The organism is Pseudomonas sp. 3296, assembly GCF_031456615.1.
GTDB lineage: Bacteria > Pseudomonadota > Gammaproteobacteria > Pseudomonadales > Pseudomonadaceae > Aquipseudomonas > Aquipseudomonas mucoides.
In genome coordinates this window covers 621,626-636,193 of the sequence record NZ_JAVDUY010000001.1, presented here as the reverse complement: position 1 = coordinate 636,193, position 14,568 = coordinate 621,626, and the positions used below count along the sequence as shown (strand labels likewise).

The 14,568-nt window shown below is 60.0% G+C and carries 10 protein-coding genes; 8 read left to right on the top strand and 2 right to left on the bottom strand.

Annotated features, from left to right (window positions below):
• The first annotated feature begins 143 nt into the window (after positions 1–143).
• The 6 genes from J2X66_RS03010 (at position 144) to prpD (ending at position 8,621) form a co-directional block, all read left to right on the top strand.
• A complete protein-coding gene (locus tag J2X66_RS03010) occupies positions 144–860 on the top strand; it encodes a GntR family transcriptional regulator (protein WP_172825947.1) in 717 nt (238 codons plus the stop codon).
• Positions 857–1,747 carry a methylisocitrate lyase gene (gene prpB / locus J2X66_RS03005; RefSeq protein ID WP_027922545.1) on the top strand — a complete coding sequence of 297 codons (891 nt, stop codon included), beginning with the start codon at positions 857–859 and terminating at the stop codon, positions 1,745–1,747. Before J2X66_RS03010 ends, prpB begins: the two co-directional genes overlap by 4 nt.
• Before the next feature lie 42 nt (positions 1,748–1,789).
• Complete coding sequence (gene prpC / locus J2X66_RS03000; RefSeq protein ID WP_027922546.1) at positions 1,790–2,917, top strand: 2-methylcitrate synthase; 1,128 nt, start codon at positions 1,790–1,792, stop codon at positions 2,915–2,917.
• 183 nt (positions 2,918–3,100) lie between these two features.
• The gene (gene acnD / locus J2X66_RS02995) at positions 3,101–5,695 is read left to right on the top strand and encodes a Fe/S-dependent 2-methylisocitrate dehydratase AcnD (protein WP_310260659.1); all 2,595 of its coding nucleotides are present in this window, start codon (positions 3,101–3,103) and stop codon (positions 5,693–5,695) included.
• A 65-nt stretch (positions 5,696–5,760) separates the two neighbouring features.
• Positions 5,761–6,951, top strand: a complete 1,191-nt coding sequence (gene prpF / locus J2X66_RS02990; RefSeq protein WP_310260656.1) for a 2-methylaconitate cis-trans isomerase PrpF — start codon at positions 5,761–5,763, stop codon at positions 6,949–6,951.
• Positions 6,952–7,136: 185 nt separating this feature from the next.
• Positions 7,137–8,621, top strand: coding sequence for a 2-methylcitrate dehydratase (prpD, locus tag J2X66_RS02985; protein ID WP_310260653.1), 1,485 nt, complete (start codon positions 7,137–7,139; stop codon positions 8,619–8,621).
• Here prpD and J2X66_RS02980 read toward each other — a convergent pair.
• On the bottom strand, positions 8,590–9,543 hold the full coding sequence (locus J2X66_RS02980) for an EamA family transporter (RefSeq protein ID WP_310260651.1): 954 nt from the start codon (positions 9,541–9,543) through the stop codon (positions 8,590–8,592). The two genes, prpD and J2X66_RS02980, sit on opposite strands and share 32 nt — an antisense overlap.
• 91 nt (positions 9,544–9,634) lie before the next feature.
• On the opposite strand from J2X66_RS02980, the gene J2X66_RS02975 reads away from it, so the two are divergent.
• A complete protein-coding gene (locus J2X66_RS02975) occupies positions 9,635–11,044 on the top strand; it encodes a PLP-dependent aminotransferase family protein (RefSeq protein WP_310260647.1) in 1,410 nt (469 codons plus the stop codon).
• Between the two features lie 124 nt (positions 11,045–11,168).
• On the opposite strand, the gene J2X66_RS02970 is transcribed toward J2X66_RS02975, so the two are convergent.
• Positions 11,169–11,987 (bottom strand): pyruvate, water dikinase regulatory protein, encoded by an 819-nt coding sequence (locus tag J2X66_RS02970; protein WP_027922552.1) that lies wholly within the window; start codon positions 11,985–11,987, stop codon positions 11,169–11,171.
• Between the two features lie 174 nt (positions 11,988–12,161).
• Between J2X66_RS02970 and ppsA the strand changes: the two genes are divergently transcribed.
• Complete coding sequence (gene ppsA, locus J2X66_RS02965; protein ID WP_027922553.1) at positions 12,162–14,537, top strand: phosphoenolpyruvate synthase; 2,376 nt, start codon at positions 12,162–12,164, stop codon at positions 14,535–14,537.
• The last annotated feature ends 31 nt before the right edge of the window (positions 14,538–14,568 follow it).

Genomic DNA, 14,568 nt, shown 5'->3' with positions numbered 1-14,568 from the left:
CGGGCGGCTATAAACCACTGTGCTGCTTTGTTATGGTGCGGCGGGTTATTAGACGATTGTCGACAATATCGAATTATCCTTTGACTGTGGCGCCTGTTTTCGCTAGTTTTTGCGGCATCAGCTTTCAAGGTGTCGACAATATGTTGGATCAACTGGATCCCCCGCTCATTACTCAAGACGATTCGGAGACACTTTCCGAAAACGTCTTCCGGCGTATTCAGGCGGCCATCGTCAAGGGCGAGATCGCCCCGGGCAGCAAGATCTCCGAGCCAGAGCTGGCGCGCACCTACGGCATCAGCCGCGGGCCGCTGCGTGAAGCGATCCACCGCCTGGAAGGTCAGCGCCTGCTGGTGCGCATTCCGCATGTCGGGGCACGGGTGGTCTCGCTCAATCATGCCGAGCTGCTTGAGCTCTACGAAATCCGTGAATCCCTTGAAGGCATGGCCTGCCGCCTGGCCGCCGAGCGCATGACGCTCGAAGAAATCGACGAACTGCGCCGCGTCCTCGAAACCCACGAGCGTGACGAAGCGTTCCAGGCTGGCCGAGGCTACTACCAGCAGGAAGGTGATTTCGACTTCCACTACCGGATTATCCAGGGCAGCGGTAACCGCACCCTGACGCAAATGCTTTGCGGCGAGCTGTATCAACTGGTGCGCATGTACCGCATCCAGTTTTCCACCACGCCCAATCGCCCACACCAGGCATTTGCCGAGCACCACCGAATTCTCGATGCCATCGCCGACCGTGACGGTGAACTGGCCGAGTTGTTGATGCGCCGCCACATCGGCGCCTCCAAACGCAATATCGCCCGTCATTACCAGGACGGCGCTAACCCGACAGCCAAACGAGGTGAGTCATGAGTTTGAACAAGAGCACTCCAGGCCAGCGTTTCCGCGATGCGGTCGCCAGCGAGCATCCATTGCAAGTGGTCGGCGCGATCAACGCCAACCACGCGCTGCTGGCCAAGCGCGCCGGTTTCAAGGCGATTTACCTGTCCGGTGGCGGTGTGGCCGCGGGCTCCCTCGGCGTGCCGGACCTGGGCATCACTGGCCTGGATGACGTGCTGACCGACGTGCGTCGCATTACCGATGTTTGCGACCTGCCGTTGCTGGTGGACGTGGATACCGGTTTCGGTTCCTCGGCGTTCAACGTCGCCCGTACCGTGAAATCGATGATCAAGTTCGGCGCTGCCGCCGTTCACATCGAAGACCAGGTCGGCGCCAAGCGTTGCGGCCACCGTCCGAACAAAGAAATCGTCTCGCTGCAGGAAATGGTCGACCGCATTAAAGCCGCGGTGGATGCGCGTACCGATGACAGCTTCGTGATCATGGCGCGTACCGACGCCCTGGCGGTCGAAGGTCTGGAATCTGCCCTGGATCGCGCCGCTGCGTGCATCGAGGCCGGCGCCGACATGATCTTCCCGGAAGCCATCACTGAACTGGACATGTACAAGCTGTTCGCCAGCCGTGTGAAAGCGCCGATCCTGGCCAACATCACCGAATTCGGCGCAACACCGCTGTACACCACCGAGCAACTCGCCGGTGCCGATGTATCGCTGGTGCTGTACCCGCTGTCCGCTTTTCGCGCCATGAACAAAGCCGCGGAAAACGTCTACACCGCCATCCGCCGCGACGGCACGCAACAGAACGTCATCGACACCATGCAGACCCGCATGGAGCTTTACGATCGCATCGACTACCACACCTTCGAGCAGAAGCTCGATGCGTTGTTCGCCGCGAAAAAGTAAGTCGAATAACTCCCTAATAAATTCAAGAAACTGGAGGCAGAAATGGCCGAAGCAAAAGTACTCAGTGGCGCCGGGCTCCGTGGTCAGGTTGCCGGGCAAACCGCACTGTCCACCGTGGGGCAATCGGGCGCAGGCCTGACCTATCGTGGCTACGACGTTCGCGAACTGGCGGCTGACGCGCAGTTCGAAGAAGTCGCCTACCTGCTGCTGTACGGCGAACTGCCGAGCAAAGCGCAACTGGATGCCTACGTCAGCAAGCTGAGCAAGCTGCGTGACCTGCCACAAGCGTTGAAAGAAGTACTGGAACGCATCCCCGCCGACGCCCACCCGATGGACGTGATGCGTACCGGCTGCTCGTTCCTGGGCAACCTGGAGCCGGAGAACAACTTCTCCGAGCAACACGACAAGACCGACCGTCTGCTGGCCGCGTTCCCGGCGATCATGACCTACTGGTATCGCTTCAGCCACGACGGCAAGCGCATCAACTGCGTGACTGACGAGCCGACCATCGGCGGTCATTTCCTGCACCTGCTGCACGGCGAGAAGCCAAGCGAGTTGCACGTCAAGGTGATGAACGTTTCGCTGATCCTCTACGCAGAGCACGAGTTCAACGCGTCGACCTTCACCGCACGTGTTTGCGCCTCCACGCTGTCGGATCTGTTCTCCTGCATCACGGCTGCCATCGGTTCGCTGCGCGGCCCACTGCACGGCGGCGCCAACGAAGCGGCAATGGAAATGATCGAGCGCTTCAGCTCGCCGCAAGCGGCGATCGAAGGCACCCTCGGCATGCTCGAGCGCAAAGACAAGATCATGGGCTTCGGTCACGCGATCTACAAAGACAACGATCCGCGCAATGAAGTGATCAAGGGCTGGTCGAAAAAACTCGCTGACGAAGTGGGCGACAAGGTGTTGTTCCCGGTTTCCGAAGCCATCGACAAGACCATGTGGGAGCAAAAGAAACTGTTCCCGAACGCCGACTTCTACCATGCCTCGGCGTACCACTTCATGGGCATCCCGACCAAGTTGTTCACACCGATTTTCGTCTGCTCGCGCCTGACCGGCTGGGCCGCCCACGTGTTCGAACAACGCGCCAACAACCGCATCATCCGCCCGAGCGCCGAGTACGTCGGCGTTGAGCAGCGCAAGTTCGTGCCAATCGAACAACGCTGAATGGTGGGGGCTGGCTAATCGGGAACCTGTAGGAGCCGAGCTTGCTCGCGATGACGGTCTGACATTCAACTTTGATGTCGATTGATACACCGCCATCGCCAGCAAGCTCGGCTTCTACAGGGGATCGGTTTCAATGCAATGCCAGGCCCCATCCTTTGTAATTACCGTGACCGAGTCCTGACGATGAACACAGAATTTCGCAAACAGCTGCCCGGCAGCCATCTGGATTACTTCGACGTCCGCGCGGCTGTCGAAGCCATTCAACCTGGCGCCTACGACACCCTGCCGTACACCTCCCGGGTGCTGGCGGAAAACCTTGTGCGTCGCTGCGACCCGGCCACGCTCACCGAATCCCTGAAGCAATTCATCGAACGCAAACGCGACCTCGATTTCCCGTGGTTCCCGGCCCGTGTGGTGTGCCACGACATTCTCGGTCAGACCGCGCTGGTCGACCTCGCCGGCCTGCGTGACGCCATCGCCCTGCAAGGCGGCGACCCGGCGCAAGTGAACCCGGTGGTGCCGACGCAATTGATCGTCGATCACTCCCTGGCCGTCGAACGCGGTGGTTTTGATCCTGAGGCGTTCGAGAAGAACCGCGCCATCGAAGACCGGCGCAACGAAGACCGTTTCCACTTCATCAACTGGACCAAGAAGGCGTTCAAGAACGTCGACGTGATCCCGCCAGGCAACGGCATCATGCACCAGATCAACCTGGAGAAAATGTCTCCGGTGATCCAGGTCCGTGACGGCGTGGCGTTCCCCGACACCTGCGTCGGCACCGACAGCCACACCCCGCACGTTGATGCATTGGGCGTGATCGCCATCGGCGTGGGTGGTCTCGAAGCCGAGAGCGTGATGCTCGGTCGTGCTTCCTGGATGCGTCTGCCAGAAAGCGTCGGCGTCGAACTGACCGGCAAGCTGCAACCGGGCATCACCGCCACCGACATGGTGCTGGCGCTGACCGAGTTCCTGCGCAAGCAAAAAGTGGTGGGCGCATGGCTGGAGTTCTTCGGTGAAGGCGCCGCTGCGCTGACCCTCGGGGACCGCGCAACCATCTCCAACATGGCTCCGGAATACGGCGCTACTGCCGCGATGTTCTACATTGACCAGCAGACCATCGACTACCTCAAGCTCACCGGTCGTGAAGACGATCAAGTGCAGCTTGTGGAGCAATATGCCAAGACCACCGGCCTGTGGGCCGACAGCTTGAAGGGCGCGCAATACGAGCGCGGCTTGACCTTCGACCTGTCCACCGTGGTGCGCAACATGGCTGGCCCGAGCAACCCGCACGCCCGTGTCGCGGTTTCCGATCTGGCCGCCAAAGGCATCTCCGGCAAGTGGGATGACGTGCCTGGCCAAATGCCGGATGGCGCCGTGATCATCGCTGCCATCACCAGCTGCACCAACACCAGCAACCCGCGCAACGTGATCGCTGCGGGCCTGCTGGCGCGCAACGCCAACAAGCTCGGCCTGACCCGCAAGCCATGGGTCAAATCGTCCCTGGCACCGGGTTCGAAAACCGTCGCGCTGTACCTGGATGAAGCCGGTCTGACCGATGAGCTGGAACAGCTCGGTTTCGGCGTCGTCGCCTTCGCCTGCACCACGTGCAACGGCATGTCCGGCGCACTGGACCCGGTGATCCAGCAAGAGATCATCGACCGCGACCTGTACGCCACTGCCGTGCTGTCCGGTAACCGCAACTTCGACGGGCGGATTCACCCGTACGCCAAGCAAGCGTTCCTCGCTTCGCCGCCACTGGTGGTCGCTTACGCCATCGCCGGGACCATCCGTTTCGACATCGAAAAAGATGTGCTGGCCGTGGTCGATGGCAAGGAAATCCGCCTGAAAGACATCTGGCCGAGCGACGAAGAAATCGACGCCGTGGTCAAGGCCTCGGTGAAGCCTGAGCAGTTCCGTCAGGTCTACATCCCGATGTTCGCCATCCACGAAGACACCGGCCCGAAAGTAGCGCCGCTGTACGACTGGCGCGAGATGAGCACCTACATCCGCCGTCCGCCGTACTGGGAAGGCGCGTTGGCCGGGGCCCGTCCGCTCAAGGGTATGCGCCCGTTGGCGGTGCTGCCGGACAACATCACCACCGATCACCTGTCGCCATCGAACGCGATCATGCTGGACAGCGCCGCCGGCGAATACCTGGCGAAAATGGGCCTGCCGGAAGAGGACTTCAACTCTTACGCGACTCACCGTGGTGACCACCTGACTGCACAACGCGCCACCTTTGCCAACCCGAAACTGTTCAACGAAATGGTTCTGGAAAACGGCAAGGTCAAACAGGGTTCGCTGGCGCGCGTCGAGCCGGAAGGCAAAGTGATGCGCATGTGGGAAGCCATTGAAACCTACATGGAACGCAAGCAGCCGCTGATCATCATTGCCGGCGCCGATTACGGTCAGGGTTCATCCCGCGACTGGGCGGCCAAGGGCGTGCGTCTGGCGGGTGTGGAAGCGATTGCCGCCGAAGGTTTCGAGCGCATTCACCGCACCAACCTGGTGGGCATGGGCGTGTTGCCGCTGGAGTTCAAGGCTGGCACCAACCGTCATACCCTGGCCATCGACGGCAGTGAAACCTACGACGTGATCGGCGAGCGCACACCGCGCGCCGAGCTGACGCTGGTGATCCATCGCAAGAACGGCGAACGCGTCGAAGTGCCGGTGATGTGCCGTCTCGACACCGCCGAAGAAGTGTCGATCTACGAAGCCGGCGGCGTGTTGCAACGCTTCGCCCAGGACTTCCTCGAAGAGTCGGCAGTCGCCGTCTGACACACGCTATACAGGCACGGGACTTCAAGTCCCGTGTCTGTTTCAAGGTAAGGAGTAACGAGCACATGGCTCACGCAGCTCAGATCAAAATCCCTGCCACCTACATGCGTGGCGGCACCAGCAAAGGCGTGTTTTTCAGCCTCAAAGACTTGCCTGAAGCGGCACAAATTCCAGGTCCGGCCCGCGACGCTTTGTTGCTGCGCGTGATCGGCAGCCCCGACCCGTACGACAAGCAAATCGACGGCATGGGCGGTGCGACCTCCAGCACCAGCAAAACCGTGATCCTGTCGAAAAGCCTCAAGGCCGATCACGACGTCGATTACCTGTTCGGTCAGGTGTCCATCGACAAGCCTTTCGTGGATTGGAGCGGCAACTGCGGCAACCTGTCGGCAGCGGTCGGTTCGTTCGCGATCAGCAACGGTCTGGTCGACGCCAGCCGCATTCCGCACAACGGCGTGGCCGTGGTTCGCGTGTGGCAGGCCAACATCGGCAAGACCATCATCGCCCACGTGCCGATCACCAACGGTGAAGTGCAGGAAACCGGTGATTTCGAACTCGATGGCGTGACGTTCCCGGCCGCCGAAGTGCAGGTCGAATTCATGGAGCCGGCGGCGGAAGAAGAGGGTGGCGGTGGTTCGATGTTCCCTACCGGCAACCTGGTGGACGACCTCGAAGTACCCGGCGTCGGCACCTTCAAGGCGACCATGATCAATGCCGGCATCCCGACGATTTTCGTCAATGCCGAAGACATCGGTTACACCGGCACCGAGTTGCAGGGTGCGATCAACGGCGACCCGAAAGCGCTGCTGATGTTCGAAACCATCCGTGCTTACGGCGCACTGCGCATGGGCCTGATCTCGAATATCGACGAAGCGGCCAAACGTCAACACACCCCGAAAGTGGCCTTCGTGGCCAAGCCAGCGGATTACGTGTCGTCCAGCGGCAAAGCCATTGCGGCAGCGGACGTTGACCTGCTGGTTCGGGCGTTGTCGATGGGTAAATTGCACCACGCGATGATGGGTACGGCGGCGGTGGCGATCGGCACGGCAGCGGCGATTACCGGTACGTTGGTGAACCTCGCGGCGGGCGGTGTCGAACGCAATGCAGTACGTTTCGGCCATCCATCCGGCACGCTGCGTGTGGGGGCGGAAGCCAGCCTGGTCAACGGTGAGTGGACCGTGAACAAAGCCATCATGAGCCGCAGTGCGCGGGTGTTGATGGAAGGTTACGTTCGCGTGCCGGGTGATTCTTTCTAACCCCGCATACCCCTGTAGGAGCAAAGCTTGCTCGCGATGATGCAATGACTTTCAACATGAATGTCAACTGAGGCACCGCTATCGCGAGCAAGCTCGGCTCCTACAGATTTGCGCTTCAACGATCAGACTGAGATTTACCCTGAACCGAGGTCCCATCAACGAACCACTTCACGAGTGAATCGAACATGAGTGCCAACGTCGACCAGAACATTCGCCCCGAGTACGACCGTGTCCTGCAGGACATTGCCGACTACGTCCTGACCTTCAACATCCAATCCCTAGAAGCCCTCGACACCGCCCGCAACTGCCTGATGGACACGTTGGGTTGCGGTCTGCTGGCGCTGCGCTTTCCCGAATGCACCAAACACCTGGGGCCCCTCGTCGAAGGCACCGTCGTGCCGTTCGGTGCCCGCGTGCCCGGCACCAGCTATCGCCTTGATCCGGTCAAAGCCGCGTGGGACATCGGCTGCATCGTGCGCTGGCTTGATTACAACGACACCTGGCTCGCCGCCGAGTGGGGGCATCCGTCGGACAACCTCGGCGCCATTCTCGCGGTGGCCGATCACCTGTCGCAAAAACGCCTGGCCAATGGCGAGGTGCCGCTGACCGTTCGCACGGTGCTCGAAGCGATGATCATGGCCCACGAAATTCAAGGCGTGATTGCCCTGGAAAACTCCTTCAATCGCGTCGGCCTCGATCACGTCATGCTGGTGAAAGTAGCCTCGACGGCGGTCACCGCCAAACTCATGGGCGCCAGTCGCGAGCAGTTGCTGTCGGCGTTGTCCCATGCGTTCGCCGACGGCCAGGCGCTGCGCACCTATCGGCATGCGCCAAATGCCGGCTCGCGCAAATCCTGGGCCGCCGGCGATGCGACCAGTCGCGGCGTACGCTTGGCAGACATCGCCATGCGTGGCGAGATGGGCATTCCCGGTGTGCTGACGGCCAGACAGTGGGGTTTTTACGACGTCTTGTTCAGCCACACCAACAACGATCTGGCGCTCAAGCCCGAAGACAAACGGGCCTTCAGTTTCTCGCGGCCGTACGGCAGTTATGTAATGGAAAACGTGCTGTTCAAAATCAGTTTTCCTGCAGAGTTTCATGCGCAAACCGCCTGCGAAGCAGCCGTGACATTACACCCGCACGTTCGTAATCGGCTGCATGAAATCGACCGCATCGTCATCACCACTCACGAGTCGGCGATCCGCATCATTTCCAAAGTCGGTCCGCTGGCCAATGCGGCGGATCGCGATCACTGCATCCAGTACATGACCGCCGTGCCGCTGGCGTTCGGCAATCTGGTGGCGGAGTACTACGAAGACGACTTCCACTCGGCGCATCCGATTATCGATGTGCTGCGCGACAAAATGGTCATCGTCGAAGACCCGCGCTTCACCCGCGAATACCTCGAAGCCGACAAGCGCTCCATCGCCAATGCGGTGCAAGTGTTCTTCAAGGATGGCTCCAGCACCGAGAACGTGGTGGTCGAATATCCGATCGGTCATCGCCGTCGTCGCGCTGACGGAATCCCGCTGCTGGAAGACAAGTTCAAGGCCAACCTGGCCACGCGTTTTACCGCCCAGCGCAGTGCGCAGATTGTTGCATTGTGCACGGATCAGGCGGCCCTTGAAGCCACGCCGGTCAATCGATTCGTGGACCTGTTCGTGCTCTGAGCCACTTTTCCATCGGCAATTTTGTGATCGCAAACCCGGTCAGCAAAATCGCCGAATACGTCATCAGTTCCTGGGACAAGGGTTGCCTCTCGTACCAGGCGCCGATGATCACGGCGAACACCGGAAAGATGATGAACACGAAGGACAAAATGATCGGGCTCAGGCGTTTGAGCAGCAGGAAATAAACGATGAATCCGCCCACCGATGCGACCAGCCCCAGATAGAGCAGGGCACTCCACGACCGCGCGCTGATGGCGGTAAAAATCGGCGCCTCAACCTGCAAACCGGCGAGAAACAACATCACCCCGGCGATGCCGATGGGCAAGGTGTTGTAGGTGATCACGCTGATCGCGGTGCCGTGTTTTTTGGTCACCACGTAACACAACGCATGCATCACCGCCGCGCAGAAAATCGCCAACACCCCGAACAATTCGGCATGGTCCAGATGCAGTCCCTGGCTGCGGATAATCATGAACAGACTGCCAAAGCCGATGGCGATACCGAGCACTTGCGACGGGTAGATTTTCTCGCACAGAAACAGCGCCGAAAACAGCAGGATGAACACCGGCATGCAGCTGAACAGCAGCGCTGTCAGCCCGGACGAAACGTGCATCTCGCCATAGTTGAGCAAGTAATACGGCAAGCTGAAATACGACAGGGTGACGAACACAAAAAACCAACGGCTTTCCTTGGGAAACAACAGCGGTTCACGCCGCATCAGGGCGAAGCCGAGGAACAACGGAAACGCGATCAAAAAGCGCAGGCCGGCAGCCGTCAGCGGCGGCACAGTTTCGACGGCAATCTTGATCCCCAGCCACGTCGTGCCCCAGCTCAGGCACACGATGAGGAACAGCACGCTGGTGACCAGCGCGGTCAGCCAGGGTTTTCGAACACTTGAAGTGGCACTGATGGCGATGGACATGACTCGGCTCCCTTGTCGTCGGAATTGACCTGCAACCGCAAAAGGTCTATCCCTGATTGCACCTGTTTTCAGCACGCTATTCGGGGAAGCAATGACTGTCAAAGCAAGTATTGCCATGGTGTCAATCCTGCGCGATGGCCTCGCCAGTGGGGTCGGCGTGAAGTACAAGCGTCTGGCGGATGCCGTGGAAAAAGCCATCGCCGAAGGGGTGATCGAACCCGGCAGCAAGTTGCCGCCTCATCGGTTGTTGGCGGACAGCCTCGGCGTGACCATCGGGACCATCAGTCGCGCGTATGGCGAGCTTGAACGCGTGGGCCTGGTCGTCGCTCGTGTGGGTGACGGCACCTATGTGCGTCAGCGCGGAATGGAGCGTCCGCGTGACGGTGGCTTTCGCAATGTCAGCGAAGAACCGCAGGACTTTTTTGACATGAGCCGCAATCAGCCGATACCGGGGCAGGAGGCGCTGTTTTTGAGTCAGAGTCTGCAAGCGTTGGCCCTTGATCCGCAGGTGTTGCAGCACCTCAGCGGCTACACCGCCGAAGCCGGTTTGCCGCGCCATCGTGCAGCGGGTGCGCACTGGTTGCGGCACCAGGCATTCGAGCCGAATGCCGAGCAGATCGTTTGCGTCAACGGCGGTCAGCACGGTCTGTTGTGTGCCTTGATGGCGTTGCTCAAAGCGGGCGATACCGTGGTCACGGAACATTTGACATATCCGGGTTTGATCAGTGCCGCGCGCATGCTCGGGATCAAGTTGATCGGTGTCGCGATGGATGATGACGGGCTGATGCCAGATGCGCTGGAGGACGTTTGCCGTAACCATCGTGTGTCGGCGTTGTATTGCACGCCGACGATCCAGAATCCTACGGCAGCGGTGATGTCCGTTCCACGGCGCGAGGCCATTGCGGCGGTCTGCCGACAGCACAATCTGCTGATTTTCGAGGATGAAGCTCACGCGGTTTTGGCGCCGCAGCGACCGCTGCCCCTGAGCCATTTTTCCCCGGAGCGTTCGGTGTTGATTGGCAGCTTGAGCAAGGCTGTTTCTGCGGGTTTGCGCGTCGGTTATCTGCATGCGCCGCAACCGTTGATCGGACGCTTGAGCGCAGCCGTGCGCGGGACGTGCTGGATGGCCAGTCCGCTAACGCTGGAAGTGGCGAGTCAGTGGATCGAAAACGGCGTTGCCGAGCAGTTGTTGGGGCAGCAGAGGGTCGAGATCAGGCGACGTAAGTCACTGGTTGCGGGATTGCTGGATGGGTTGGTTTACAAGACTCATTCCCACAGCCCGCACTTCTGGATCGAAGTGCCCGAGCCATGGCGAGCGTCGCAGATTGCAGCGGAACTCAAGGAGAATAATTATCGGGTGGCGACTGCCGAGGCGTTTGCGGTGGGGCATGGGGCGGTGCCGCAGTTCATTCGGGCGAGTGTGTGCAATTCGGCGGGGGATGATCGGTTGTTGCTGCGAGGGTTTGAAGCATTGGCCGGGGCGCTGGCCGAGACCGCGTAATCGTTCCTCGCGGGCAAGCCACGCTCCCACAGTGGATCTTCAGTGAACACAACGTTTGTGCACGACAAAGATCCCCTGTGGGGTGTGGCTTGCCCGCGATGGCTACAGGACAGGCACTGGGGGGCTACTTGAACCGCCGCTCCACACCCTTCTCAACAAGAATCTTCGCCGAAATCTCTTCCACCGAAAAATGCGTGGAGTTGATGTGCGGAATGTTCTCGCGACGGAACAGATTCTCCACCTCGCGTACTTCAAACTCGCACTGGGCATAGCTCGAATAGCGGCTGTTGGGCTTGCGCTCGTTGCGGATCGCGGTGAGGCGGTCAGGGTCGATCGTCAGGCCAAACAGCTTGTGCTGGTGGGCGCGCAGCGCGCTGGGCAGGGTCAGGCGTTCCATGTCGTCTTCGGTCAGCGGATAGTTGGCCGCGCGAATACCGAATTGCATCGCCATGTACAGGCAGGTCGGGGTTTTCCCGCAGCGCGACACACCGACCAGGATCAAATCGGCCTTGTCGTAGTAGTGCGTGCGGGCGCCGTCATCGTTGTCGAGGGCGAAGTTCACCGCCTCGATGCGTTCCATGTAATTGGTGTTGGCACCGATGGAGTGGGACTTGCCGACGGTGTAGGAAGAATGCTCGGTCAGTTCCTGCTCAAGCGGTGCCAGGAAGGTCGAGAAAATGTCGATCATGAAACCATTGGAAGTCGCGAGGATCTCACGAATGTCCTGATTGACGATCGTGTCGAAAATAATCGGCCGGAAGCCGTCGGTTTCGGCGGCTTTGTTGATTTGTTGTACCATGGCCCGCGCTTTATCCACGTTGTCGATGTACGGTCGCGTGAATTTGCTGAAGGTAATGTTTTCGAACTGCGCCAGGAGGCTTTGACCCAGGGTTTCGGCCGTGATGCCGGTACCGTCGGAAATAAAGAAAGCAGATCGTTTCATTTGCACCTTGGGCCTTAAGCTAATGACGAATCTTGGATATGATAGGCGCGGTTTGTCGGCCGCCAGTGGCCCGCATTCTCACTTATTTTCCAGGTCCAGGCCATACAGCTGGTAAACGCTCCCCCGAGCAGCCGGCTTCTGAGCTTTTCCAACACAGTTAGTGGAGAGATCACCTTGGTAGAGTACGTAGTTTCCCTCGATAAGCTCGGCAAACACGATGTTGAGCATGTGGGGGGCAAGAACGCATCCCTGGGCGAGATGATCAGTAACCTCGCAGGTGCCGGTGTATCGGTGCCCGGTGGCTTCGCCACGACAGCTCAGGCTTATCGTGATTTTCTGGAACTGAGCGGTCTCAACGATCAGATCCATGCCGCCCTCGACGCCCTGGATGTCGACGATGTCAACGCCCTGGCCCGAACCGGTGCCCAGATTCGTCAATGGATCATGGAGGCCGAGTTCCCCGAGAAGCTCAACGCCGAAATCCGCACCGCGTTCGCCACGCTGTCGGCCGGCAACCCTGACATGGCCGTGGCCGTGCGCTCTTCCGCTACCGCCGAAGACTTGCCGGACGCTTCCTTCGCCGGTCAGCAGGAAACCTTCCTGAACATCCGTGGTGTCGAAAACGTCATTCGCGCCGCCAAAGAGGTGTTCGCTTCGCTGTTCAACGACCGTGCGATTTCCTACCGCGTGCACCAGGGTTTTGACCACAAGCTGGTGGCCCTGTCTGCTGGCGTTCAGCGCATGGTCCGCTCCGAAACCGGCACCGCCGGCGTGATGTTCACCCTCGATACCGAATCGGGTTTCCGTGACGTGGTGTTCATCACCGGCGCCTATGGCCTGGGTGAAACCGTCGTACAAGGCGCGGTGAACCCGGATGAGTTCTATGTGCACAAAGGCACGCTGGCCGCTGGTCGCCCAGCCATCCTGCGCCGCAACCTGGGCAGCAAAGCCATCAAGATGATCTACGGCGAAGTCGCCACGGCCGGTAAATCGGTCAAGACCATCGACGTCGACAAGGCCGATCGCGCACGTTTCTGCCTGACTGACGCCGAAGTCAGCGAACTGGCCAAGCAAGCGATGATCATCGAGAAGCACTACCAGTGCCCGATGGACATCGAATGGGCCAAAGATGGTGACGACGGCAAGCTCTACATCGTTCAGGCCCGTCCTGAAACCGTGAAGAGCCGCACCCAGGCCAACGTCATGGAGCGTTACCTGCTGAAAGAAACCGGCACTGTGCTGGTTGAAGGTCGCGCCATCGGCCAGCGCATCGGCGCCGGCAAGGTCCGCATCATCAAGGACGTGTCCGAGATGGACAAAGTCCAGCCAGGCGACGTGCTGGTCTCCGACATGACTGACCCGGACTGGGAACCGGTCATGAAGCGCGCCAGCGCCATCGTCACCAACCGTGGCGGTCGTACCTGCCACGCGGCGATCATCGCTCGCGAGCTGGGCATTCCGGCCGTGGTCGGTTGCGGCAACGCCACCCAGTTGTTGAAGGATGGCCAGGGTGTGACCGTTTCCTGCGCTGAAGGGGACACCGGCTACATCTTCGAAGGCGAACTGGGCTTCGACATCAAGAAGAACTCCGTCGACGCCATGCCGGACCTGCCGTTCAAGATCATGATGAACGTCGGCAACCCGGACCGCGCCTTCGATTTCGCGCAGCTGCCGAACGCCGGTGTGGGCCTGGCCCGTCTGGAGTTCATCATCAACCGCATGATCGGTGTTCACCCCAAAGCGCTGTTGAACTACGACGGTCTGCCGCAGGACATCAAGGACAGCGTCGACAAGCGCATTGCCGGTTACAACGACCCGGTCGACTTCTACGTCGACAAACTGGTCGAAGGCATCAGTACCCTGGCTGCAGCGTTTACACCGAAAAAGGTCATCGTGCGTCTGTCGGACTTCAAGTCCAACGAATACGCGAACCTGATCGGCGGCAAGCTCTACGAGCCGGAAGAAGAAAACCCGATGCTGGGCTTCCGGGGTGCTTCGCGTTACATCAGCGAATCGTTCCGTGACTGCTTCGAACTCGAATGCCGTGCCCTCAAGCGCGTGCGCAACGAGATGGGCCTGACCAACGTCGAAATCATGGTGCCGTTCGTCCGTACGTTGGGCGAAGCCAGCCAGGTGATTGATCTGCTGGCCGAAAACGGTCTGGCTCGCGGCGAAAACGGTCTGCGCATCATCATGATGTGCGAACTGCCATCCAACGCGATCCTCGCTGAAGAGTTCCTCGAATTCTTCGACGGCTTCTCGATCGGTTCCAACGACCTGACTCAGCTGACGCTGGGCCTGGACCGTGACTCCGGGATCATCGCGCACCTGTTCGACGAGCGTAATCCGGCGGTCAAGAAGCTGCTGGCGAACGCCATTGCTGCGTGCAACAAGGCGGGCAAGTACATCGGTATCTGCGGTCAGGGTCCTTCGGACCACCCGGACCTGGCCAAGTGGCTGATGGAACAGGGCATTGAAAGCGTTTCGTTGAACCCGGACTCCGTACTGGAAACCTGGTTCTTCCTGGCTGAAGGCCAGGCTTCGGCGTGATGTGAATGAAGCCCCGGTCAAGTGGCCGGGG